Here is a 24,988-nt window from a genome sequence, read left to right as displayed (position 1 = left end):
CCTTCCAAGGCTCATTTCATTTATTCGATTTCGGAATCCAATTCCAAGCGCGTATGTATGTCCATTCGTTTATCGCGATCTACGTCAATCAGAACCGTATTGTAAGGCATCGACGAACGCTGATCGAGTGTTAACAAGGTTGGCTCTGATAAGTAAGTATTTATGCCCAGATAGGTATGCATGTCCGCGTACATCCACGGTTGTAGAACAATTAATTTGCCTTCGGTATAGGCTGGTTTTTGGTCTTCGATGATTTGCTCGATCGTTAGCCGTTGTGCATCTGTCTGTACGAATTCAGGCTTCAACATGATGCAGAAGCAATAAGGATTATCCCCATATAACTGGGCAAAAAGCTGGCGCAGCTCCGACGTCTCCTGCATTTGTTTAAACTGAAAATATTCCAGCAAAAACGGTTCAGACCCTGTGTAAATCTTAAGCATGTTCATCAAGCCCTCGCGAGTTCCCCGCAATTTGTAAAGCTCAGGGGCCTGTTTGATCAGCAATCTTAGCTTCGTCTCGCCCCATGCCTCATGATCCGTGATAGCCAGCCAGCGACCTAACCATTCCAGATAAGTGCCGGATACCGCATCCGGATCGAAATGAGAGGAAATACGGTCTATTTTATCCTCCATATCGTCAAAGAACGTGCTGAACATCGCTAGAAATCTTTCCAGAAAAGGGCTATGATCCTCGTCCTGTTGGTAAATCGGCGGCAAATAGGCAATCAGTGACGTTCTCGGGAAGTAGACCCGAAGCTTTCGGATGTAAGGTGATTTTTGCTCGCTGCCTACCAGCTCGATTTTGAACCATAGATAACGGCCTCTGGCATTCATCAGAAGAGCATCCTTCGGATTCAGAATGGACTCCGACCATAAGTCACGCGTCGCAGCCAGCTTATCTCGAATCGAAATGCCTGGATCCGTCAAATAGCCCGTATAATTTACGTATTCGCCATCAATGAATCCTTCACTTTCATCTGATGTAAAATAGGAAAAACGAACCTGCGTTTCCTCCGGAATATCGGCATCTAAACGAATCTTATGCCACTGTGTCTCCGTCTCTGTTGTATCCAGCTCAGCCGAGAAATAGATGGCCTCCGGAAGCTGAGTCCCCTCCAGCAGCATCGTACGTGCACGAAGATCAAGCAGGCTAATCTGACCACTTATCCGATCAAAGACATACAACCGGTTGCGCCCATCGTGCAGCAATTTATCCGTTCGCCCTCGAAAGCTAGTCACTTTATCAAACTGCTCACCATTTCCGCGAAACTTTAGAATAAACCGCTCCGTTACTCCTTCTTGCTGTGCGTATCCGCTGTCCCCTATATAGATATTATGATTCGTATCAATGGAAATACCGGCAAAGCGCCCTTCCTGCTCCAGCTTAAAATGAAACGGCTCCCTACCATCTTCATGGAATACCGTTACCGTTCTGAGCAGTGCATCCAATAGAACTAATGTACCACCCGCAGCAGCGGTGTAATAACGCCCTCGAAGTGCAGTAATTTCAGCCGCTTCTTCCAGACGGTGTATTTCATGCTCATACACATGTACCACTTCGCCTGCCGCGTTCCACTGTATAATGCCAATCCGGCCGCCCTTAGGGACTTCGGGACTTCCATTCATACCAATCGCAATGTCCAAAGGGACCGCCACGTAAAGACAATTCGCCGTTGTTAATCTCGTATTAACCGCGAGAGGGAATAATTCAAGCCCCTCCCAATCATGGATAGCCCACATGGTCTGTCCATTGGAAATCGAATAAACCGCAAGTCTTCTCTCGCTTTCAACGTGGGCATCTGCTATCACCAAAAGATCTGACATAGAAGCCAGCATCGCTTGTTGGCTAAACAACTGATGACCCTGGCGAAATAACGACTCCCGATGACGACTTTCATCATCATAAATCCATACATTCGAAGCCTCGTCTAGCAAAAATAGCTTCCGACCTGGCCCAACCGTTATCTCTTGAATAGGATGAATGCCTTCCAACTCATCTGTGCGAACGATGCGATGAATGCTGTATTTTTCCGTCTGTTGAATCGAAAATCCTTCGCTCTGCATATGAATATTGGCTTCATATCCCTGTTCCCAGTCAAGCGGTTTGTTAAGTGAGAAAAACGTTTGTCCATCCTGCATCGTTCGACACCTCTTTTCCTAAATAAGGATTATAAATCCGTCTGGCTAATGGTTTCCACTTCATGATCACCGGAATAGACCAAGGCATAAGGCGGAATATGAATGTCGCCAGCGCCATCCTTGTGGAAGCCTGTGCCCTCGGCATCTATCCAAATGTCCTGCACATAGACAACCCCTTTAATCCGTGAAATAACGCCATAAATATCGCCTTTATAGACAGTCCGGCCAAAACGCCAGCCTTCCGAGCCTTGCCCATGATCCATCGGCTGTAGTAATAGTCTGAGCTCTTGCATAATTCGGCGCTGTTCATCTTTGTGCTTGGGCTCCATCACCACAACAGCGTGAACCGTTATTTTAATATATTCGGCGGGAATTACATGTAGTTCTGTGGTCAAAAGACGATGCCGATCTAGATGCTGCTTGATCGTTTGCAAGAAACCCTTGCCTGCTTTCGGCTTATCGCTCTCGCTGTAAGGCACGACCACGACGGTCATCTGAGCGGGCGCTTTGACCTTCGGATAATCCCGCATGCCTAGCTTGTATAACGGGATTGCCTTCACACGCGCGACACGCAGACCCGGCGTCGCCTTCGTGATCGCCTCGTAGTCCTCGCCAGTCACGGCCCGCGTCGGCGTGTCGAGCTCACGCCGCACGCGAAGCTTCGCCTGCGTGAGCGTCTCCGCTTCGAGGCCGCCTCGCGCCGGGAACGGATTCGTCACACGCACGCCTTTGGTATTCGTGAAGCCGGTCACGAGGCCATCCTTCACGTTGCCTCGCACACCCCCGCCCGCTTGCAGCGCCAGGAACCGAATGTTCGGTTCCACGGACTTGGGCGGAGTGAGACCCGCTTCGTTATTGCCGAAGCGGATCGTCCCTGCCGCAGCGTCGTAGACGTAATGCCTGTCCGTGGACTTCGAATTATCGAAGTCATCCACGGACTGCCAGTCGTCCCAAACGACGTCAGTCTCTCCACGTGGCCGATAGCCAACCTGCAGCAGCATGCTGCTGGGCTTATACATCCGGCCACGGCTGATTTCAAAGGTCTGCCCGGGCAGACCTCTGCTGCCCCCGACAAAACGGCCATAGTCGAACTCGGCCGTATAGGCAATGAGCCGTACCCGCTGCGGACCCTGAGGCGGGATACTCCCGTTCACCCCGTCGCCAAAGCGCAGACGGGTGATGCGAAGAGCCGAGTCCTGCTGCAGCTGGCAGCAGAGATCATCCGGCTCGCAATCCTCAAGCTCCGCGACGATGTGCCAGTCGCGCCAGTGCCCTTGCTCGTCCTGCACCTGCACAGTGTGCAAGCCGTTGTAAGCGAGGTACGAGCTTACCTCGAAGCTCTGATCAGGCTCTCCAGAGCTGTTGAAAGCAGTAACTTCGCTGAAGGTTTCCTGCTCAGCCGCTTTCACCGCATTGAGGCTAACCTTCTCAATCTTCGGAGACAGCTCATAGCCGTCCTCCTCGAGTGTACAGCAAATCCAGAACCGGCTGCGATCATCCGCAGGGTAAAGAGCAATCGGCTTCATCTCCGACGTGATCCGAAAACGGAGCTCGCCGCTCTGCGACAGATGAACCGTTGAGTCGCTTATCTGCTCGATCGGCAGCCAGCTTTCGCTTTGCCTCTGCTGCTCAGCCCCCGCGAACGTCCAAGCCACCTTTGCAGAAGAAATCATCGGCGTTGTCCCATCTTCACGGTTACCCACGGTTACCGGATAGCGGTCAAATAACTTAAAAAAGATTGATATCTCCGTTTGCTCAGGCAGCGCTCTATCGAAACCGAGATACAAATGCGCGCCCTTACGCGCTTCAGGTCCAAAAGCATAATAAGCAATCTTAGCATGATTATTGGATGTAAAATCACCAGCCGCCGTTTCCGTACGGACCAGCACTTTTTCAAGCTCGGAAGGTACAAGATTCACCGTGTCTAGTGTCTCGAACAGCTGGTCCATCGCTTGTAGCGGTGTCCCCTTGGGGAGCACAAGCTGCTGCTGTAATCCAGCAAACGCCACCTCACAAACCGCGGATACAGCTTCACGAGGGCTAATCCCAAGCAGTTTCAGAAACTTCCGCTCACTGCGCTCCGTCACCCGGTTTAAGTAATACTGCTGCATCTCCGTCATCCATGACATCAATTCCAGCAGCGTAATCCCCGGGTCATGTTCATTCTCATCCGTCCACTCCGGAAAAAGCTTCGGTATCGACTTCCGAGCCTCCAGCACCATCTGTTCAAACATACGATCATCCAAATTAGGTATTGGCAGCACTTGTGCTCACCTCCTTCGATTATTACTAACCCCCACCAAATAGAAGTCTCTAAAGGCTCCTATTATCGCTATTTTCCGTTGGAGCTACTGATTAGCAGTCTCTAAGGACCCTTATTTCTGTTAAATCCCATCTTTTTATATGATATTGCTGAAATAAGAGTCTCTAGAGGCTTCTATTACAGCAAATCTAGGTTAAAAACAAAAATAGCAGTCTTTAAAGACTCTTATTTGCCGAAAACCCCTCATCAACAAGACTAACTCACTTGATGCTGGTGGGAGTAAGGGTACGGAGTCTCTCCTCACTACAACGCGTTCACAACAACCTTGTGCTTACCGCTCACAATGATCCCGTGCGGGAGCGCCGGAAGGCGGTTCACGTCAAGTTCCGTACGCTCGCCGTCCTCAATCTTGTATACGGTCATGTAAAGCTTCTCTACATGACTGATCACTCGAATTGATTTCAACAACGCGTAGAACACGGAGGGGTGGATTTGCTGGCCGATTTGCCAGCCTTTGCCGTCGAAATTGCCGGTTAGCGGATCGAGGAAACGGTTCAGCTTCTCAATCGCCTGAATTTCGGTAGCTACTACAGCCTCCATTCCCTCAACGGCCACGATCGCCGAAACGGAAATTTCCATATAGACCGGCTCAATCACTTGCAATCGTTCCGGGAAAGCAACCAGGCTGGAAGCCCGTTGTAGAATATACCTCTCCACCTGCTTCTTCAGCTCTGGAAACGCGGAGCTTCCCTTCTGCCCTTCTTTTGGCAGTACCACTAAAGTCATAGCCCCGATTTCTTTGTGCATATAGGCGTTCCGATTCGGGATGCAAGTGACTTTGGCAATGTTCGGATAAGCCTCACGCGCCAGCCACTCGTAATCTTTGGACGATACTGCCCGGTCCCGATGCTTCAGCAATTCTGGACCGCGCTGCAAGGCCGACTCCAGCTTTTCAGCTTGGCAGCCGCCTGACGCTGGTTCTGGGTTAAAAACCTCACCGACAAACGCAATAGAGTCCTGCATCTGGTTAATTTGCCGAGCCCCTACGTTTCCGATTTGTCCGGACGTAACTTGGTAAGTTACCTTCAGCTGCTCCAGCCCACCCTTTGGCGGTCGCATGCCATGGATACCATCGCCTACACGAATGCGTCCAAACGTACGATCGATCATATAATGACGATCCCGGTTGCCGGAATCCGCCATCTGGCGAACCGCTGTCCAACGAACCCAAAGTTGAAGTAAGTTTCCTTCGGAATCTCGACTTATTTCCATAAGAGGCACTCCCGTACGTTCGTACTCAGCGATTTCCTCTTCTGTCACAAACTCCGTCTCATCCACCCATACCTCTTCGGAGACAATCCCGCTTCTGCTGAGCTGGTATTCCGTTTCTTCAAGCCCTTTGGAATCGGGAATTTCCCCGATAATCGTCTCCTGCTGAAGCACTTGAACCGTATTCATGTACAGACCCTGAATGGTAGGAATTTGTATCCGACCGGAACTATCATCATATTTATCATCACGATTAACAGCACGAATCCAGTAGCCTTCTTTGCCAAACAATGACGCTCCAGTAAAATCAGATGGACCTACGAATTGCACGGTACCGCTCTGGGTCAAACCGTTCGTATCATCAATAACTTTGAGTGCAGCCCATTCGGGAAGACTTCCCGGCATCAAACTAGCTCGCAAATACTCCCATTCTAGTAATGGCATGTCCTGCTCCGAGAACCGCTGTTGTTTCACTGAGACGAACATCGCTATCGGGCCTTTTACAGGCGGTGTATCAAAAGAAAGATGCAAGGCAGGATGACGGCCCTCCAATGGTTGAAAGAGCTCAAATCCGCCCTCCAACTGACGGCTATGCCGAGTCCGATCCTCAAACACCGTATTATTCAGAGCTAAGCAACGTTCGGCTGGATACAGACGATCTTCATACTGATAGGTTAAGGATACATCATCCACCCAAGGTGAAAGATAGATCGCTTGTGCCACATATGCATTCTCAATATGTAAAATCCTCGCTCGGATCCAGCGGTTTTCGTTGCCGTTCACATATGTCGCTTCTAGATCATCCGGACAGCGAAAGTGAATTTCTTTGCGTACCTTCTGCTCCTGCGGATAATAAAACAGCTTCTCTGCTTCCTTCCCCACATCCAGCCGTAACCAAGTTGCTCCATTCCAATACTCCCAAGCAACCTCCAGAACGGTGACGTGAGTAACTGGCGGCTTATCGAACTTGGATTTTTTCATCACCATTTTCCAATCGACTTGTTCCGTCAGCTCCGGCTGAAACCGATTCTGAATCGCTTGCAGCCCAAAGCCCAGCTTAATATCGCCGTCTTTTTTCGAAAATACTTCCTGACTTCCGATGTAAAAAGAACCATAAAGTGCAAACTGATCACCAAACGGATAAAACCCCGATGGGTCCGCGCCAATATCATTGTAAAACATCTGATCAGGCCGAACGCCACCTGTTTCCAGTGTATCGACATAATCGGTTTTAAATGAAATATGGTCCATGGACATCCTGCTGTCAGCCAGCGTTTTACCTCCGCTTACGAGCGGCATTAAACGGCATTGTATCCAGCGTCCGGATGCCCCGTTCACTGCTTGGAGTGCTATCTCACCCGCGACTGCTTTCAATAAAATAACCCTATTACCTCTAGCCTCTACGTGGTCAAAAGCCCTCCAGCCTTCCTCTGTGGCATACAGCCACTCGGTTAGCTCGGGATCCGCTAGTTGGCTGGACATCGAAAGTTCATCAAAACGCCGCTTCGAGTTACGGAATTCGATTTCGATACGTGCCGTATTATACACGGTGAAAAGAGAGCTGTGCTCCAAATAAATGGCATGCTCCTGTAAATTGTCGCCATCCTGCAAACGGAAAAGCGCCGTCGGCGCTGCGTATCCTTGCCGGGATGCCGTGACGAACTCATCGGATACACGAATAATCATATCCTGTTTCCGGCTCGTCATGTACACATCCGTAAGCAGCGCAGGAGTCAATAACGCGCTACGAGCGGTCTCATACAGGATGCTGCCTTCCTCTGCTGCAGCGGCAACTTGTGTGCCTGCCGAGATGAACACGGATTCCTTCGTACCCTCGTTCAGCGCAAACGTCAAGTAACTTCGGGCAGGACGTGCCGGAAGCAGCGTAACATCGAACATATTGAGGAACGATATCAAATTTTTCGTGGGCACTCGGTTCAACCGTTTGATATTGTCATGAAACATATCAGCAAACATCAAGAACAACGCAGAACCCGGGTCCGGATTGTCAGGCGTAAACCGCCACTCGGGCGTATAGTATGGTGCCATTTCCTTCATTTGCGCGATCAAATCGAGTAAATCTCTAGAATCAATTTTGGGAGGTTGCACAGCTCCACCTCCTCTCTGTACGTGTCGTCATCGCTTCCGCAGCCAGCCTCTCTCTATTTCGATCCTTCAAATAAATAAAACGGATAGACTTGGTTAAATAAGTTATTCGTCGTACGTACCAAATAAGAAATATGAATCATCACCTTAGCAGGGTCATCTGCTTCCGGAATGGCTTGTACATCAACTTCGTGAACCCTAGGTTCCCAGTTCCGAATGGCTTCTTGAATATTGCTTTGAAGCAAATGAAGCGTTGTATCGTCCGTTAATCCGAAAATAAATTCCTGAACTCCGCATCCAAAACTCGGGCGCATAACCCGCTCCCCTTGTGTGGTCCCCAGAATAACGCGGATCGCTTCGGCGATGTCTTCCTCATACTCAGACATGCGGATTCGACCTGTTGCAGGATCGACCTGAATGGGGAATTTCCAGCCTCGTCCCAAAAATGCCTCCGACACCTCGCCACGCTCCTCTCGTTAATTGATTTTGACCATACTGCCTTTAATATTAATGATGCCGTCGGACTTCAGATCCAGTGTTGCCCCAGCCTTCAGAGCCATCGTGGCAGAAGCTTCTATGCTAATTTGGGTGGATTTGATTTTGATTTCCTTCGTGCTCTCCATACTGACCTCGCCTTTGGCGTTCAAGGTGATCTTCGAAGTTTGGCTGACAACCGAAATTTCATTCGCAGATCCGCCTTTGATCAAAATCTTGTTATTCCCACTTGAATCCGCGATCGAAATACTATCATCTTTATCCTTCAATTCAATAATTTGGCCCTTTTTCGTCTTAATCGTAATGCTCTCATCACCGCTTTTATCATTGAACGATAATTCATGGCCAGAGCGTGTTTTAATCATGCGCAGATCATTTTTCTCCGCGGGCGCAGGCGGCTTATTCTTCGGATTCCACAGCATTCCTATGACGTAGGGCTGGCGGAGTTCTCCCAGATGGAAAGCAACTAAAACCTCATCATTCACTTCCGGGATAAAAAGACTGCCCATATTATTGCCGCCCATTAACGTCGCGATGCGAACCCAGTCCGTTTCGGTCTCTGTTTCCTGCATGGACAGCTTGAGCTTCACTCGCCCCATTTTATCAGGATCGGTATTATTCGTTACAATGGCAACCATAACGCCACCAAATTTCTGACTGGCAAAATCGGACACGCCACCTATCGTAATATCGGGAGTTTTGAACATTAGACCGCATTTCCCCCCAGCTGAAACCGAGTTGTATAGCCTTCATCGTCAAAAATGTGTATAGCCCCGGTAATATAGTAAGTCTGGTCGAATGTTTTCCCAACACCACTGAGTTTGATATAGCGCCCGGCGCGAATTTCAGGAATCCCGATACATTCCCCGTTACCGCTAATCAACTTCATGGCCCGGCGATTCAGAATCGCATTTGCATAGCTTTTCGCTTCTTCCACAGAGGACACATTCGTATACATATGCTCGATGAAATCACCTTTAGATGCCAAGATATCCTTGCCTGTCTTGCTGTTGGAACCGAGCTTCGTAACGCTGGCCGATTTACCTTCAATTACTTTCAGCTCTTTATTATCCCAGGCACGAACGGTTACACCCGTAATTTGCTCGGCTAAGTTCATATCAATCATTAGACTGCGGAGCATTTTTCCCATTTCCAGCGTCATCACTGCTGTCATCGCCGTGAGCGGCTTACGGAAATATAAATTCTTCCCCACAACAAAGAAATCATAGTTAACCAAGTTAGCTAAATTTTGAATAAAGTGATAGTCATTAATCTGACTCTGCGAAAGCGCAGGAAATTCCGTCGTCGTTGCATCAATATGTGTTTTGAAGCCATACGTTTTGGCGATTTCCTCAACAACATCACTATATTTCTTCTTATTCCACGAACGAGATTTGGCACCTTTCATCATGAGATAAGATATGTCCATCCCCCGCACGACGAGGCCAGGAGCACCCTCTTCCGGGAAATCAACAACAACGGATGTAATATGTCCCGAAAATACAGCGGTCATTTTGTCTACATACCCTAAACTGATCTCAATGGCTTTGCCTAAAGAGAACGTAGACAGCCACTGGAACTCATTATTTGTAATATCGTACGCATTCGCAATCCGAAATGAAAAGGAGTCTGCGGTTCCATCGATAGACGTTTCAACGCGAAGAATATCAATGGCGATCGTGTCCGATATTTTCGTTCCATCTACGCTAATTAGATAGGAAGGCGCATAAAAATCTTTGTACTTTTTGGCCAAGTCGTCATAGGGAAAGGAGCTTGTTTCTAATTCTAAGGGCATCGGCTTAATCCAGCCTCGGAACTGAAATGCGGCGTCCCGTTGCGACTTTCATTGGATTATCAATCTGGTTGGCTTTGGCGATTTCCCGCCATAAGGTTGGATCCTCATATTCAGTTGCTGCAATCATCCAAAGCTGTTCCCCTTGATTCAGCATCTTCAGCTTCGTCCTGTCGGCCGAATGGCGAGGTATCTGCTTAAGCTGGTCTTTCTTGCTCAGCGTAGATTTAAAGGTCACTTTCAGCTTGGCACGAACCGGAACTCCGGTTTCCAGAAACATCGTGAAGTGCTGATTAACCGCCACAACTACTCCCTTGAAGTCCAGAGAACCCCATACAAACCGGCAAAGCGGCGGTGCATGAATCTCCTTCTCGACATCCAAGAGGCCTGAGATTTTCTTCGTAAGCAGACGGACGTCCGTCCCTTTCTCATAAGTATCAAAGAAAAAATCCATGGACAGCGTCGTTGTCCCTCCGCTAACGAATTGAGCGATGGGCATGGACAGACCCGGCACTGTTTTCCAAGAATAGCTGTTATTCGTGTCCAGGGTATACTCACCCGGATTGAACATCACTTGAACATTTTCTGTTTTGCTTCCCTTGTGAACGATAATCATTGCTTTCTTGAGTGCCATAGGTGTCTGTCCTTTCTGCTTTTATCTATACTTAACGTTATTAACGATTCATGATGAAAATAATTAGATGCCTCGACGCTGCCGCTCGAACTTCATCTTTTTCTCAATTTCGCGGTAAACTTTGTCCGCAATTTTGGCTATGTCCAGCTGCGGGAGCTGTTTCATCAGCTCCTGCAGCTGCTCGGCACTTAGCTCCGGCGCCGTCTGAGGAACCGGCGCAGCTGGGGTTGGTGCTTCGTCTGCGCTTGCTTTAGTGCGCAGCCAGTCCATCTCCAGCGGCGTTTCCGCTAGCGCGCTGCTGATCTCTGCGGCTGGAGTTTGCTTATGCTCCAGCGTGGGTTGCTGTTGCTGCTGCGAGGCTAAGTAATCTTGCCTCGCGTTTGGCGTGCCGCTGTTCATCGGCGCGCTTTGGTTTGGAGCGCCGACGCTCGGCACGCCGCCGGCTAGAGCCTGCCGCTGCACCTGCGTGGGCAGCGGCTTGTTTGCAGCAGCAGCCAAGCTTACGCTGCTGCTGTGGGTCATGCTGGCGCTGCGCTGAGCGCCAGCTGTAGTTGCCCAGGCGGCGCTGCCGATGGCAGCCGCCTGGGTGAGACCCGCAGGAGCAGCGCGAAGCGCTCCTGCGCTGCTCGCCAGCAGCGGCATGACACGCGGTGTCATGCTCACGGGCTGGCGAGCTATCGGCGCACGCGCAGCACGCGCGCCGCCGGCATTACCTGCTGCTAGCGAAGCGGCAGCAAGCTCAACCCCCTGAGCGCGCTCCTCTTCCAGCGCACTCACTCTAGCCCGAATGGTTCGCTCCGTTGAATCTGACTGGAAGCCGCCGGCTTCCAGTCGATTCTCCGAACCATTCCCTGCCTGCAGCTCGCGCTCGCTGTTATCGACAATAACTTGTCTCTGAACATGCTCGACTTGCGCCCTGCGCCAAACTGCTTGGCCGGTCTGACTCGTCGTTTGCCCAGCCATCCCTTCGCTTACTGCTCGATAATCCATCGTTAGACTGGTTTTTCTTGCACCCGTGCGAATATCTGCTGGTTGCCCGGCTTCTCCTTGACTTGTTCGACTCTTCACCTGTCGGGTCATTGCTTCACCCGTCCCAGTTTGAGTCATCGATTGTCTAGCCCCGCCAATCTCTGGCCGAATTGATGTCATTACCTCGGTATCGATTTTTCTTTGTATCACTGCTTGCTGTTCTCTTACTCGATCGATTCCCGTCGGCCCGCCTGTTCTTCTTACCATGTCCACGGGTGCCTGATTTATAGTGCCTCTAACAAGTTCCAGTGGGTGGTTTACTACTTCATTACTTGTACTGTCATTCCTAAGTTTGCTGCTAGCTGTGTTACCAACCTTTTCACTGGCTCTTTCTCGGTTGGTTCCACTTACTGCCTCTATATTCGGTGCTGTCTCACCTATCGCCCCTTTTTCAGCTTGCCTCCAAATGGCACGAACGGAAGCTGACTCTGATAGCTCAGTATTACGGGAGAAGCTGCGCTGTACGCCTATTTGATCTGCATCCACTGTAAGACTAGGACCAATCTTTTTCAAACTGTTTTCAACTACTTTTGTAGCTATCTCAGAAGCTAAACTTTGGGAGGAGGGGATGACACCCTGCGACTTAGTCCCAAATCTGTCTTCGTTCATCCTTGCACGTTGTTGTCTGCTCTCTTCTAACTGTCTCGAACCTGCTGACTCAACTGGCGTAAGAAAAATCCGTCGAGCCTCCGGCTTAGGAGATCCAGGTCTAGCTTGTCGGCTAGTTTGAAAACCATCAAGTCGATTCTCAGAACCAGCGTTCCTTTTAACTTCTGCTGCCAAGTTCAGGCTTGTTCCTATTTTCATGACACTGGATTTGGCCATTTTCGCAGCTAGTTCAATAGCTAAAGTTTGAGAAGGTAGTACGCTTCGTGCAGCAGCTGATCTATCTTCTTGTTGTAACACATGTTGTTGCTTGCTCAACTCACTATTTGTTTCGGTTCCTGCCACTTTACGAAATACACGCCCTACCTCTTGCAGCTGTATACGCGAGCTGGCTTGCATGCTAGCTCGATATCCCTCAAGCGGCTTCATAGCACCCAGCGCATCTGATGTTTGGTCCCTAAGTATCGCCGACCTCGCAGATGTTGGGATATTTCGGCCTATTTTCAAGCTTGTTTCATCTTGTTCTTCAGGTTTCGAAGCCGTTCGTAAAACACGCTGTGAATCACGCAAAAATGAACTGGCTTGCAGACTGGCCAGGTATCCCTCACGAGGAATTCCTGGTTGGAGTGTCACTCTATTGGAGCTAGAGTTGAAAGATAGTTGTTTACTACCCTCTTTCCTTTGTGCTTTGACAACTGCTCTTGTACTCCTATTTGGTTGTAGTAGCAATGCCTCAGAGCGTGACTGCATCATCAATTCCACATTCGGATTCGCAACCGATCTTGCGATGGCTAGGGGATTATCAGCTTTACTTTGCACAATATTCTCCCTGCGCATAATCCGCGGAATATGAGTAGTCATGGTTAGATGATCGGAGATCACCTGTAATTTATTTTGTGGAACTGTATGTATACTCCCAACAAATGAATCATTAGAAGAATTTTGTCTTTGTTTTTGTCGTTGGACCAGCTGCTTTAGCAATTTCTCGTTGCTTTGAATTTTCACAACAGATTCTAGTCCATTGTCCATCACACTAGGTTTTCTATGTATCTGGGAAGGATAAGCAGCCTCTACATATGGAGATGCTTCAATACCTTGCTCAGTCACTTGCTTAGTAACTAGCTTGATGAGGCGTTCCATCATGGAGGAGCCCCGATTTCTCTTGTTACCTTCACGCGAGCTTGAACGAGTTTTCCAATTTTCATATGAGGTTGCTTCCGAAATCGGCTGCTGCCCAGTCCCCATATCAAGCTTTTGACCGGCAGAAGAGTTAATCTCTAGCTGCACTGGTTGGTGTGTATGCTCGTCTTGCGGCACATGAATCAGTACTTGATCTTGATTTCGATTCGGTACCTGATCCTGTACTTGATTCGGTTGATTCTGTATTTGATCCTGAGCTCGTTTTTGCACCGAAGTCAAAGCATCATCTTGATGCACCACTTGAGCTGTTAGTCGCTCTTGTCCAAAACCTTCTACCTGTTCATTCCGTTTATGCCAAACCTGTTGCACACTTTGCTGGGCTCCCCTTGATATGGAAGCATGCATAGCAAAAGGCAAAGTTGAAGTCAATCGCGCCGCATTAATAGCTAATGGTTGCTGACTAGCAGCGAGAAAACCTCTAGCCGTTGAAGCTTCTCCCTTGCGATTTAGTTTCCCATCGCTCTTCCATTCACCTATAGGCGACAATAGGGCAGTTGGCGAAACATTCTCCTCATCACTGACATTAGCCATATTTTTGACAAGTAAGCTTCTAATAAAATGTACAGAAGCAGGTGCTTCCGATTTCGAGAAGGGCCCCTCACCAAGCTTTGGCAATAACTGCGGAAGTCTTTGTATTCCCTGCTGCAGTGTTTGTGTTTGGTCCACACCATTTAAATAAAGCTTGGCCGCATGCAGGTAAGAAGGCTCCATCCCAAATGTAGATACCACAGAAGGAGCAATAGCAGAATGATCTACCTTGGCATCAGGCAAACCAATGCTTGGCTTCCCCTCTTGGAACTGCTCTATCCATTGCGATGTATGCCGGATAGCATCCACATGTTTGACTACTTGCACATGATTATTCTTAGGTGCAGCTCTATGCACGTTTGAGCGCTGTGTATGTAATTTCGTATGTTGAGGTCCATTCACCGATTGCGCGTGTTGATTCGGGTTACTGATTTGGGCATGTGAAAGCATCCCAATTGAAGCCGAAATCTGCCGAATAGAGCGCTGAATTAACGGTGAATTCCCTTTGTTAACGTAGTTAAATGAAATTGATTTCTTTGGCGGCATCGCCTGCTTCTCACCCAAAATCTCATGAGCAGCAGCAGCTTGATGATTCAATTGATTTACGGATAGTTCCGCATTCTTTTTGCTTTTTCGTCCTTTTTTCTTGCTTTGCTTGTCAGCAAGCACTTGCATCTGTTGGTGAGACGATTGTACAGACGTTTGGCTCGACAAATGATCAACAGTCGTCTTTGAAGGAAGCCTGTAACCACTATTCGCAATCAGCTGCTGTAGCTGACGAATCGTTTGCTTTTTCGTAATAAGCGGTGCGGATTCAGGATGCTGCAAGCTTTGCAGCTGCAGTTGCAGCTGGATAACCCAAGACTGGTCATTCGTATCCGTTAAGGCTGATAATTCCTTATCCGTGAGAATTCCTTTTTGTTTAAAAATAAGAGCTAACAAACCTAAATAGTTATTACGCCAAAATCCGTATTTGCCCATAATGCCAGATGCAAACTGTTTGGACTGCATGGCTGCACGTCCCGCAGAGCTACTGCTAGCGGCAGAAATCTGCAATATGCCCTTGGTTCTCTTCACTCGGGGTTTATGCGATTGTCGAGATTTCATAAACAATCCCCCTAAGAGCACACTTATTTTTTGAAAATAGTTTTCAAACCGGCATGTACCAGCTCGATCGACTCGATAGCTACATTACCGCTGCTGGCATTCAAATCAGGTCCGTTCCATTTCACCGGAAAAGCACTAAAAAAATTCCATCGGCACATCTCCGTGCCTGCTTGATTATGTAGAATAATGGAGCCATTTTTACGCTTTATTTTGCCTTGGGCGACACCATTGTACCATTCCCAGAGCTCGCTGGAAGTGGTGATGCCTCTTTTTAGCACAATATTGGGATACTTCGTATGTTCGATCATATAGTGGGGGTGCGTATTCACGCCGCCTTCCCACAAGGGCTTAACTTCCGTTTCAGACTTCATGCCTGTTACTTCAGAAAAACCGCCGACAATGAGTCCGTCAAGCTCTACCTCGAACCGGAATGCGCCGCCTACGTTATGCAATTTGGACTCGTTTTTGGACTGTTTCACTTGTTACTCACCTCTTACCGAACACATCAAACGGATTGTCAGGCTGCTTTTTACCATCGTCATTCAGATTGCGGTTGATGCGGGATATTTCCTCACACCACGTTCGGCGCTCCCGGTGCTCCATTGACATGATTTCATCATGCGTCCAATGAAAGTAGTAAGCAATAAAGCCCGCTTCCTCATAGATCTTGTCAATGGGATAACCCGTTATGCCCCCGCCATCTCGTCCAAAAAAGACACGTCCACATCAAACTCATGCTCACATTTCGGACAGCTTGTGTGTACTCTCGGCACTTCCATTTCATTGATTTGACGATAAAAGTTTTGTAGGAACGCGAGATCGGCCGTGAAGAACTTCTCTACCACTCGGGTATCTATTGCACGCAAATCACCAAGATTGGTAATCACTCGTGTAAGTAGGATAATCGTTAAATAGCCCGGATTTTGCTGGACGCGCTGGTCACGCATGGGTAGGATTTCATCTGCAGCTGTTGCTAACCGCATAACGCCTCTCTTGTGCAGCGTACCGTTGTCATCCACATATCCTCTAGGCAGCTCGAACTCATATTCCGTTTTGAAAGCCATGATGTTACCCCCTTAGCATTATCAAAGAAAACTTACTGCGTAAGCAAACTAGCTTAGCGCCTGAAAAAAAGAAGAGTTAGGAGCCGGAGACTTCGTGCTCCGGCGCCTACTCTAGCGCTGCATTACTTCGTGCGTGTCATGCCTTCGTGGGCAAGCTCTAGGCTCTCAATGGCAATTTCATTGCCTGTACCTTTGAAGCTTGGAGCAGAGTACTTGGACGGCCATGCTTCAATAACCTGCCAAGTCGCTACGTCTGCGCCTTCTTCGTTGATTGCGATGATCGTGACCGTTTTGCGGGAAACTTTCCCCTGAATCGACTCAGACATCCAGTTATACATGTCCATGGAGTCAGTAACACCCCACTTTAGTGAGATGTTGCCGTATTTAGCAAGTCCCGGAAGCTTCCGAGGCGTAATGGTTTCGTTTCCTTCGCGGTATTCAATTACCGACAAGGATGCGTCAAATCCAGAGATTTCGCTGAAACCAGCTTGCTGAATACCTTCTACTTCAATTCTAAATCTAAAATTGCGGTATGGATCCCTACGTTCGCCAGCCATATAATACCCCTTTCCTAATATGAGAAATATCTAACGTTTCGACTATTCTTCTCTTGTTTTCTGAGTAATGCGGAAGATTACAAACTCGGCAGGTTTGACCGGAGCAACCCCGATCACACAGATCAATCGACCGTTGTCGATATCATCCTGCGTCATTGTGCTGCGTCCGATGTTGATATAGAACGCCTCGGAAGGACTTCCGCCCATTAAGGCACCGTCTCTCCAGACACGAGTTAAGAACGCATCAATGGTTCGTTGTACACGAGCCCAAAGCTGTTCATCATTCGGTTCGAATACGACCCAGTTCGTGCCGTTCTTGATGGACTCTTCAATGAAGATGAACAAACGTCTCACGTTCACATATTTCCATAAACCGTTCGACGACGTTGTACGAGCACCCCATACACGAATACCTTGTCCGGCAAAAGCACGAATCAAGTTTACGCCTTGTGGGTTCAGGATATCTTGCTCGCCCTTGTTATATTGGCAATCAAGACCCACTGCGCCACGAACGACTTCATTAGCAGGCGCTTTTTGAACACCACGCGTTTGGTCGGAACGGGAGTAGATACCAATAACAGAGCCAGATGGCGGTATGTATATATTTCTTTTGTCTAATGGATCGAACACTTGAAGCCAAGGATTGTACATCGCTGCGTAACTGCTGTCAAAGATGTTACGGTGCGTCATCACATCGGCTACTTTTGTCTTCTCACGCGGAATGTCGAGAACGGCAAAACGGCTGCCCAGGTTTTCGCAATGCGCTACGAGAGATAATTGAACCGTAGGCTCAGTTACACCCGGAATCGCGATGATGCTCACAACATCGTTGTCGATGAAAGACTGGATACCTGTACGTTTACCAGGTCCACGATCTACACCCATGAAGATATCAGGAGTCACTTGCGCGATGGAACCGTTGCTTCCGCCAGACAATGCGATCTGGAATTTGCCCACCGTCTCATTCTCACCAGAGAGCACTTCGAAAGGAGCAACAGCACCCAGATCCTTACCATCTGTCAAATCTTTCACCGTAATGATGTTCGAACGGGAAACAATTTTCTCAATGTGGTTCGCCGCAGAGATGTTTAGGGACACTTTCTCATAAGTCTCTGCTTCATCGCCGTAAAATACATGCAACGTGAATTCGCTAGTTGTTAACACTTTGGATGGAAGCAGACCGCTATCCACAACATCCCCATCAAGCGCTTCAGCAAGCTCAATAATGTTGTCTTGGGAAGAAACGACTTTGTTGTACTGCTTCTGGCCAGCGGCTTCGAAGGCAACTACATCGCCGACATTAAAGCCAGCATTATTTTTCACGCGATATTGGGTCTCGCTCAGCACTTCATAGATTTGCGTCTTAGCTTTACTGGACGGAACAACCACGATACGAACTTGGTTCCCCCATGTCCCTGGGTTCTTGGAAGCAATCTCCAGAATCGCGGATTCTTTGTTCGTTGCCGCTTTGTTCGTTGCTACCTTAGCGTCAGTTGGCGCTACGCGCATGACATAACAGCGAGAACCTCCATTTAAATAGAAATGCTCAACTGCATAAGAAAGGAAACGATACTCACCGAATTCATTCTCGGACAAGTAACTGCCGAATAAACGATGGAAATCAGCTACGCTCGTAACCAGTTGAGGGACACCTTCAATTTCCCCTCTTTGCGCAAGCCCTATAAACCCGGCCGTACTTGTGCTTGCACCTTCAAGCGGTTGCGCCCCGCTGTCAAACTCTTCCACATAGACTCCAGGTGATAAATAGTCAGCCATTGTTCCCCAGTTCAGTCAGATGGCACTTCTTGCAAATCAATACGGCCACAGACATGAAACCAGTTCTCTCCTTTCTGCTTGTCATTTTTGTATAGAAGATGGACGTGTCCATTCTACTAATTAGGGTTACGTGAGCCGAATAACGCCGAGGTTCGTCGTTATTCCTTCTGCTACTATTACTTCCTTCATAATATGCCGCCGATCTTCGCCGTATGTAATAGCCAACTCTGTCTGAAAGGACGGAATCCGATTGCCGCGAAAAGCAATAACGGCCTCTCCTTTTTCTGTAACGCGGCTTTCTTGGATGGGCAGCAGCAGTGCACCTCGAGTGAATACTTTAGTCAGCTTTTTCTCTAGACGAAAACGCTTTTGATGCTCCAATACCTGGGCAATTCGAATTTGCTCTTCGGCAGATTTAGGACCTCGTCCTCGAAGCAAGTAAGAATCTCCAACTGCAATAACACCTGTAAACGAACCCAGTGTTACTTCGAGTGCTCCCTTGTCGACTTGGTCTACCATAATTCGAGCACGGGCACACTCCTCCGATAATATCATCGCCTGCAGCTTGGCATCCTTCAAAGGAGCCCCGTCTGCATGCTGCAGCATGACTCGGATAAGTCCTGTTCCTTGCGAAAAAGGATAAGAAGGAAGCGGCTTTAACTGAACAACCTCTATAAAATTGTCGGTTCCTACTGTGATGAGAGTTTGCTCCTGAAAATAGTGCTCATTGCTTACCTTAAGACGGTAATCACCGGGCGGTAAATCATTGAATATATAGGAACCATTCGTTTTATGAATTGCTTTCGAACGGGTGCCTTCTAGATATACGGTGGTGGTGTTGCCAAGAGGAGTTTTTGAGGTAATTGCATCAATGACGCATACAACCAAGGATACGCGGGTTTTCAATTGCGATACGCGAATATGGTCCACAACCTATGCCCCCTAACCCTGTATACGAAAATCGGTTTCCGAAACTCTTTTGGTTGTCTTGATGCGGGTTGAATCGATATTTACAGGCCCAACTGAATAGCAAACAGAGAGTCTGTAAGGGGTATCAGCGAAATTCCACATATTCAGCATGCTGTCTCCTGTAATAGGATCCATGACAATGCGAACTTCTTCATCTTGCTCGGCTAGTGTTCCGAGGGTCATAGAACCTCGAAGTATAGAATGATCGTAGAGCACTTGCATCGCTCTTCCTAGTATCCGATGCTCGTCCAACGCTCTGGACTGCAGCTCTGCTGGTGATTGTACCGTTAGCATGTAGCTAAGATCTACAACCATAGGCGGATACTGAATTTCATTTGTCCCTCTAGCAATCATGTGAGTGCGACGATTATCGCCGCTTTCGCGGACGTTGTACAAATAAAGAGATAAGTAGAAATCCCCTTTATCGACAGGCGAAGCAAGCCCAATCATCTCTGGTTGAGGAATGGGATCAGGAGTCATGTTTTCTCTGAGAAGCTTGATTAAAGATGCGCTTACATCTGCAATTACAGAATAATCGCCAATAGGAATCACTTCCTGCCTCAAAATACCTAGTTATGTAATGTAAATGGTAAGGATTATGTCATATTGTGTACCTTTTTCTATTATAATTGCAATTTACTAGGTTGACTATAGGAATTAATTTATTTATTTGTAATTCTGCTTTTAAAAAGATTTGGGCGAAAGAAGAGTACAGCTGCGCGCCCCCACCTTCTATATTTAGTACTCTTCCCACTCCTGGCGGGCAAGGATTTTGCCTGATTTCTGCAGCTCATGCCGAATCGATTTGATAATATGCTGCATCCTTATGGGTTCGCCAGCCTCAGCAGCTAGGAAGGCCGAAGAAAGGACTACGTTCTTAATATTCCCACCGGCTATCTCATAGCGCTGCGCTAGATATTTAAAATCGACATCATCGCTAAGAGGCGCTGCAGGGGGAAACATAGCGTGCCAAATCTTTTCACGATATTCACTATCCGGAAAAGGAAATTTAATGACGTAATTGATTCGCCTCAGGAAGGCTTCATCAATATTATTTAATAGATTCGTTGCCAGCACCGTGATTCCTTGATACTCCTCCATTTTCTGAAGCAGGTAGGCCGTTTCAATGTTCGCATATTTATCATGCGAATCTTTCACTTCCGAACGTTTTCCGAATAGCGCATCGGTTTCATCGAAGAATAATACCGCATTGCTGAGCTGCGCTTCCTCAAAGATCTCATGCAAATTCTTCTCGGTCTCGCCTATATATTTACTGATCACCTGCGAGAGGTCGACCTTGTATAGCTCCAGCTGGAGTTCACCGGCGACAACCTGTGCAGACATCGTCTTCCCCGTGCCCGGTGGACCGGCGAACAGCATGCTCAGCCCCTTGCCGTAGGCCAGCTTCTTCTCGAACCCCCAGTCGCCGTAGACAACGCCACGGTATTTCACTTGATTGCACGCATTGCGGAGCTGATCCTTCTGCTCAGGCGGGAGTATGACATCCCCCCACCCATAGCGAGGCTCAATGCGCGTCGCCTTGCGCTCGAGCTTGTGCTGCACCTGCTGGTAGCAAGCCTTATAGAGCGCATCGGCTCGCAGCGCGTACGGCGCAGCCACGTCGCCGGATCCCTCCACAGCGGCCTGCGCCTCGCGCTGCCAGGCGGAATACCCGCGCGCCAGCGTCAGCGCGCGGCGAATTTGCCCCGGGGTGAAGCGGAATTTCCCGCTCATCACCCGCCAGTCCACGTCCGCGCTCACACCGAGCTCGCGCGCGAATGCCGTCCAAAGGCGCTCACGCCCGCCTTCGTCCGGCACTTGCAGTTCGTGCTCAAGGAGCAGCCGCTCCTTGGGCTTCCACGTTAGCCGGTTGAACCGCCCGGCCAGCAGAAACACCATGCCGCCGTAGCCGTCCAGCAGCTCGTGAAACCACCCGAGTCGCCGCTGCGCCGCAAGATCCGGTTCCTCCGGATAGAGCGCCTCCAGCCGTGTGAAGCACAGCACGGCTTGGTGCAGGATCGCTTCGCGAACAATCGCGCTCAGCTGATCTTCAAAGCTCGCTGCGTGCAGAAGCACATCCGCGAGGTCGGCAAGCAGCAGCGGCTTATTGAAGTGGCTGCTGAGATGCTCCACCTGAAGCTTCTTGCCTGCGCCCGCATTCCCCCAGAGGTGGAAGGCGAGCCGTTTGCGCTCAGCCGCCGGTGCCTGGAACGCTATTTGGATGAAGCCCTGCAGCCGCTGCTGAAAATCCTCATGGACCAGCAGAGGCGCCAGCTCGTCATCCGGATAAACCATCCGGACGGCCGGTTTCAGCTTCGGGTCCATTTCACCGGAATCCAGCATGAATGAGATGATTCGTTTATCCAGAAGCAGCGGCCTAGACAATAACGTCTGGCCGCTAATTTCCTGCGCCTCGCGGTGAAGCACATAGCGCGCCAGTTTACCCTCGGGCGCCATGAATGTCGTTCGTGCTGCCCGCATGTCCTCTGAGGTGCTGCAAGCGATTTGGAGTGCCAGACTAATATTAGGTGTTTTGCAGGTCAGATCATCTTGTAAAAAGCCGAAGATGCGTTCATATTTACGATCCAGTTCGACTGCGAGCCCTAGCATAACGAACCGCTCTTCTACGGGCGATAACCCAAACACAGCAGATACATACGACAGAGGCAAGAAAACGCCTGCCTTACGGCTTTCTTCACGTCTCAGGGCAATGAACGCCTCCGAATTCTGAATACTAGCCAGCAGCTCGAGTTCTTCCCCATCATGTTCCTCATCTCCACTTGGTCCGCCTATGAGGCGGATGAACTCGTCTTCGGACACGAACATCCCGCGAAACGAATCCGTTTGCGGGTCGGGCGTTAGCTTTTGACGACGCTTATATAAAAGCTCAAGCTTTTTATCCAACAAGGTAAGCTCATCCTTATAATGTTCCCATGCATGTATGTAACCTTGAGCTGCCATAGCCCCTCCTGATAACCCTGATCTATATTTACAAAAAAATACAATCCATCCCCTTAGTAAACAGCTTGCCTAAACGGGTGGTTATTCTTTACAATGATTTGATAAGGCACAAAATGTTTTTCCAATAATTGCTAACCCGAAAGGAAAGTGGCCTCCTCTACATGGAACAACTTCCGGCTAATGATCATATATGGAATCGAAAACTTATACATATTTTATGGTGGATCCTATTAATCTATGAAATAGTTGCTATCTTTGGATTCTTCTATAATTTGTATGATCAGCCGCCGCAATGGTTTAACAGCTTCATGCAAGTTCAAATCATTACGGCTTGCCTACTGCTCATCTTAATGGGAGCCGGTTATTTGGCTATTCACTTTCTGAAACAATACAGCGATTTTATCATGATTATATGGACCATGACCATGGTTAGTATCTTTATTATTCGTATTCCTGAGCTGATGAGCAGCTACGAATTAATTAGTATCCCTATTATTTTAGCCTCTATCTATTTCCAAAAGAAATATATTTTTTTCGCTTATAGTTTAGGCATTGTATATTTAATTTCATTACTAGTTTGCCAGGTATATCAAGGGCATGCTCTAATCCCCTCTGATGTGGTCGTGTCTATTACAGTCCTCACCTTAACGGCACTTGTGTGCTTTGCAATCATGAGTAAAGGACTAGTTCTCATCACAGAGTTAAAAGATTCGGTCGTCCGCGAACAGGATCTCCTTATTCGAAATGTGATGATTGATCGACTTTCCAAAGTGGATGCGCTCACCGAGTTATTTAATCATCGTTCTTTTCAAGAACATACCGATCATCTGATTTCGCATATGCCCCATGATACGCCGCTTGAGCTTGCTCTTATCGATATCGATAATTTCAAAACGATTAATGATACTTACGGGCATTGGGTCGGTGACATGGTTCTCAAAACGATCGGCTCCATTCTGAAAGACGTGCTCGGCCCTGACGATATGTCTTTTCGATATGGTGGTGAGGAATTCGCGGTTCTGTTTGTAAATAAATCACACGAGGAAGTTTTACATATTTGCGAAAAATTAATGGAAATCATCCGGAGTACCGAAATACCTGAGATGCCGGATCAACCGTTAACGATGAGTATCGGGCTCGCTAGCTATAATCGCAACACAATGAAAAAAGCCTGGTTCCAGCTTGTTGATGAATGTTTGTATACCGCCAAAAGAAATGGGAAAAACCGCATTCATTCGCATATTTCTGAATAGATGTTCTTCAGCTAGGAGCCCTAAAGCTTCTGGCTTTTTTTCCGAAGCCATTCATATATATCAAGCCAACTTTCCGATTCTGAATAAAACGATATGCCTCATACATGTATTTGGTTGATTAGGCAAATAATAGCCAAAACCAAATAAGGTGGTAAACATATGTGTCATTCCATATCTATTCTTGCTGATGTCAACGAACTTGTTAAACAATTCCGCATTGATCGGCTGCTATCGTATAGCTCCAATCGTTATGAGGTGCGGCCGACAGAGTCTGTTTCCGCTGTGATGATGAACAAAAAGGGAGAACGTATCCTTGATGAATTCCGTTGGGGTCTGATGCCGTTCTGGGCTAAAGATGCCGTATGCGGGGACCGCGATTCGATCTTCACCAATGTCGTCTTCGAGCGTATCGTCAGAAAGCAGCGCTGTATCATTCCTTGCAGTGGATTTTATATTAGTGTCACGGAGGGAAAAGAGACAGAGTGGATTAAGTTCAAAATGCGCAGCGGTACCTTCGGCATCGCAGGGCTGTATGATGTCTGGCGGGCTCCATCTGGTGAAGAGGAGCTTCGTACGTGTATGATGCTGATGACAGAAGCGAACTCACTCGTCTCTCCTTATCAACGCAGAATGCCGGCGATACTCGACCAAGATCAGGCCGAGATGTGGCTGCAGCCAGAGATGAAAGACAGCAGACTCCTCAGATCCATCCTTCGACCTGTAGATGATCTGCTCATGGTTGCAAATGTATTGTCATCCCCTGAAGAGAAGCTGGAAAGCGGTTCGGATGTCAGTGTTTTTGTATGAAAAAAAGAGGGCTGCGTCTACACGCGGGGCCCTCTTATTTGTTAATGACAGGCGGCAGGACGCCACCTTCCCCGATTAATCGTACGCCTTCCGCACAAACACCGTAAGGCTCCCAACGGCATGTGGCACATAGGTGACCAATCTCGTCCGGTTTTACACGGTCAGCCACTTGCCCACAAATCTCCGACCAGCTCAGCTCCATCTCCACTTGCAAGCCAAGCTTGGTGACGATTTCTGCATCACGTTGATAAACTGTCCTATTTTCACAATGCGCTTCTTGATCCTTCGGGTAAGCTGCGCATAGATCATCAGGTCCAAGGACTATGCGGATCATCGATTCGGGCTTTTGACGCAATTCTTCGTAGACAGTCGTCATGTTTTCGCAAAACTCTTTCGAATAACCCATTCCTCTGTATCCCAACAGACAAAGTAAG

At 48.3% G+C, this 24,988-nt stretch carries 19 protein-coding genes; 2 read left to right on the top strand and 17 right to left on the bottom strand.

Translation table 11 applies throughout. The features are described from left to right. Positions 1–20: 20 nt before the first annotated feature. The 16 genes from QFZ80_RS37095 to QFZ80_RS37020 all read right to left on the bottom strand — a co-directional run bounded on the left by QFZ80_RS37095 (position 21) and on the right by QFZ80_RS37020 (position 22,494). Positions 21–2,138 carry a phage tail protein gene (locus QFZ80_RS37095; protein ID WP_307550178.1) on the bottom strand — a complete coding sequence of 706 codons (2,118 nt, stop codon included), beginning with the start codon at positions 2,136–2,138 and terminating at the stop codon, positions 21–23. Positions 2,139–2,167: 29 nt separating this feature from the next. Beyond that, positions 2,168–4,402: a putative baseplate assembly protein gene (locus tag QFZ80_RS37090; protein WP_307550180.1), complete on the bottom strand. Its 2,235-nt coding sequence runs from the start codon at positions 4,400–4,402 to the stop codon at positions 2,168–2,170. A 302-nt stretch (positions 4,403–4,704) separates the two neighbouring features. Next, positions 4,705–7,779 carry a baseplate J/gp47 family protein gene (locus QFZ80_RS37085; RefSeq protein WP_307563616.1) on the bottom strand — a complete coding sequence of 1,025 codons (3,075 nt, stop codon included), beginning with the start codon at positions 7,777–7,779 and terminating at the stop codon, positions 4,705–4,707. Positions 7,780–7,832: 53 nt separating this feature from the next. Next, a complete protein-coding gene (locus tag QFZ80_RS37080; RefSeq protein WP_307550182.1) occupies positions 7,833–8,234 on the bottom strand; it encodes a GPW/gp25 family protein in 402 nt (133 codons plus the stop codon). A gap of 18 nt (positions 8,235–8,252) precedes the next feature. Beyond that, positions 8,253–8,978, bottom strand: coding sequence for a phage baseplate assembly protein V (locus QFZ80_RS37075; RefSeq protein ID WP_307550184.1), 726 nt, complete (start codon positions 8,976–8,978; stop codon positions 8,253–8,255). After that, entirely contained in the window at positions 8,978–10,066 is a 1,089-nt protein-coding gene (locus QFZ80_RS37070; protein WP_307563614.1) for a phage late control D family protein, read from the bottom strand. The genes QFZ80_RS37075 and QFZ80_RS37070 overlap by 1 nt, the downstream gene beginning before the upstream one ends. Before the next feature lie 4 nt (positions 10,067–10,070). Continuing rightward, the gene (locus QFZ80_RS37065; RefSeq protein WP_307550186.1) at positions 10,071–10,697 is read right to left on the bottom strand and encodes a CIS tube protein; all 627 of its coding nucleotides are present in this window, start codon (positions 10,695–10,697) and stop codon (positions 10,071–10,073) included. A 63-nt stretch (positions 10,698–10,760) separates the two neighbouring features. Continuing rightward, entirely contained in the window at positions 10,761–15,167 is a 4,407-nt protein-coding gene (locus tag QFZ80_RS37060; protein WP_307563611.1) for a hypothetical protein, read from the bottom strand. Between the two features lie 23 nt (positions 15,168–15,190). Continuing rightward, complete coding sequence (locus QFZ80_RS37055; RefSeq protein ID WP_171642337.1) at positions 15,191–15,646, bottom strand: phage tail protein; 456 nt, start codon at positions 15,644–15,646, stop codon at positions 15,191–15,193. Positions 15,647–15,653: 7 nt separating this feature from the next. Further along, positions 15,654–15,833 (bottom strand): DUF6760 family protein, encoded by a 180-nt coding sequence (locus QFZ80_RS37050; RefSeq protein ID WP_307449325.1) that lies wholly within the window; start codon positions 15,831–15,833, stop codon positions 15,654–15,656. A 20-nt stretch (positions 15,834–15,853) separates the two neighbouring features. After that, complete coding sequence (locus tag QFZ80_RS37045; RefSeq protein ID WP_057304095.1) at positions 15,854–16,231, bottom strand: hypothetical protein; 378 nt, start codon at positions 16,229–16,231, stop codon at positions 15,854–15,856. Between the two features lie 122 nt (positions 16,232–16,353). Then, positions 16,354–16,788 carry a phage tail protein gene (locus QFZ80_RS37040; protein WP_057304094.1) on the bottom strand — a complete coding sequence of 145 codons (435 nt, stop codon included), beginning with the start codon at positions 16,786–16,788 and terminating at the stop codon, positions 16,354–16,356. A 42-nt stretch (positions 16,789–16,830) separates the two neighbouring features. Continuing rightward, positions 16,831–18,564 carry a phage tail sheath family protein gene (locus tag QFZ80_RS37035; protein ID WP_307550189.1) on the bottom strand — a complete coding sequence of 578 codons (1,734 nt, stop codon included), beginning with the start codon at positions 18,562–18,564 and terminating at the stop codon, positions 16,831–16,833. Between the two features lie 126 nt (positions 18,565–18,690). Continuing rightward, on the bottom strand, positions 18,691–19,494 hold the full coding sequence (locus tag QFZ80_RS37030; RefSeq protein ID WP_307550190.1) for a beta-sandwich domain-containing protein: 804 nt from the start codon (positions 19,492–19,494) through the stop codon (positions 18,691–18,693). Positions 19,495–19,506: 12 nt separating this feature from the next. Then, positions 19,507–20,085 carry a Pvc16 family protein gene (locus QFZ80_RS37025; RefSeq protein WP_307550192.1) on the bottom strand — a complete coding sequence of 193 codons (579 nt, stop codon included), beginning with the start codon at positions 20,083–20,085 and terminating at the stop codon, positions 19,507–19,509. A gap of 186 nt (positions 20,086–20,271) precedes the next feature. Further along, positions 20,272–22,494 carry an ATP-binding protein gene (locus QFZ80_RS37020; RefSeq protein ID WP_307563609.1) on the bottom strand — a complete coding sequence of 741 codons (2,223 nt, stop codon included), beginning with the start codon at positions 22,492–22,494 and terminating at the stop codon, positions 20,272–20,274. A 161-nt stretch (positions 22,495–22,655) separates the two neighbouring features. On the opposite strand from QFZ80_RS37020, the gene QFZ80_RS37015 reads away from it, so the two are divergent. Next, on the top strand, positions 22,656–23,747 hold the full coding sequence (locus QFZ80_RS37015) for a GGDEF domain-containing protein (protein WP_307563607.1): 1,092 nt from the start codon (positions 22,656–22,658) through the stop codon (positions 23,745–23,747). Positions 23,748–23,906: 159 nt separating this feature from the next. Continuing rightward, entirely contained in the window at positions 23,907–24,554 is a 648-nt protein-coding gene (locus tag QFZ80_RS37010) for an SOS response-associated peptidase (RefSeq protein WP_057304088.1), read from the top strand. Between the two features lie 34 nt (positions 24,555–24,588). Here QFZ80_RS37010 and QFZ80_RS37005 read toward each other — a convergent pair whose 3' ends face one another. Next, positions 24,589–24,960, bottom strand: a complete 372-nt coding sequence (locus tag QFZ80_RS37005; RefSeq protein WP_307563604.1) for a DUF1284 domain-containing protein — start codon at positions 24,958–24,960, stop codon at positions 24,589–24,591. Positions 24,961–24,988: the final 28 nt, after the last annotated feature.

The organism is Paenibacillus sp. V4I7 (assembly GCF_030817275.1).
GTDB lineage: Bacteria > Bacillota > Bacilli > Paenibacillales > NBRC-103111 > Paenibacillus_E.
The sequence above is the reverse complement of the archived record's forward strand: the minus strand, read 5'-3'. Positions and strand labels throughout refer to the sequence as shown.

What these genes read in the sequence shown, in the direction of transcription:
- QFZ80_RS37095 (WP_307550178.1), bottom strand. Translation starts at nt 2,138, where the DNA reads ATGCAGGATGGACAAACGTTTTTCTCACTTAACAAACCGCTTGACTGG.
- QFZ80_RS37075 (WP_307550184.1), bottom strand. Translation starts at nt 8,978, where the DNA reads ATGTTCAAAACTCCCGATATTACGATAGGTGGCGTGTCCGATTTTGCC.
- QFZ80_RS37070 (WP_307563614.1), bottom strand. Translation starts at nt 10,066, where the DNA reads ATGCCCTTAGAATTAGAAACAAGCTCCTTTCCCTATGACGACTTGGCC.
- QFZ80_RS37065 (WP_307550186.1), bottom strand. Translation starts at nt 10,697, where the DNA reads ATGGCACTCAAGAAAGCAATGATTATCGTTCACAAGGGAAGCAAAACA.
- QFZ80_RS37060 (WP_307563611.1), bottom strand. Translation starts at nt 15,167, where the DNA reads ATGAAATCTCGACAATCGCATAAACCCCGAGTGAAGAGAACCAAGGGC.
- QFZ80_RS37045 (WP_057304095.1), bottom strand. Translation starts at nt 16,231, where the DNA reads ATGGCTTTCAAAACGGAATATGAGTTCGAGCTGCCTAGAGGATATGTG.
- QFZ80_RS37040 (WP_057304094.1), bottom strand. Translation starts at nt 16,788, where the DNA reads ATGGCTGGCGAACGTAGGGATCCATACCGCAATTTTAGATTTAGAATT.
- QFZ80_RS37035 (WP_307550189.1), bottom strand. Translation starts at nt 18,564, where the DNA reads ATGGCTGACTATTTATCACCTGGAGTCTATGTGGAAGAGTTTGACAGC.
- QFZ80_RS37020 (WP_307563609.1), bottom strand. Translation starts at nt 22,494, where the DNA reads ATGGCAGCTCAAGGTTACATACATGCATGGGAACATTATAAGGATGAG.
- QFZ80_RS37015 (WP_307563607.1), top strand. Translation starts at nt 22,656, where the DNA reads ATGGAACAACTTCCGGCTAATGATCATATATGGAATCGAAAACTTATA.
- QFZ80_RS37010 (WP_057304088.1), top strand. Translation starts at nt 23,907, where the DNA reads ATGTGTCATTCCATATCTATTCTTGCTGATGTCAACGAACTTGTTAAA.
- QFZ80_RS37005 (WP_307563604.1), bottom strand. Translation starts at nt 24,960, where the DNA reads ATGGGTTATTCGAAAGAGTTTTGCGAAAACATGACGACTGTCTACGAA.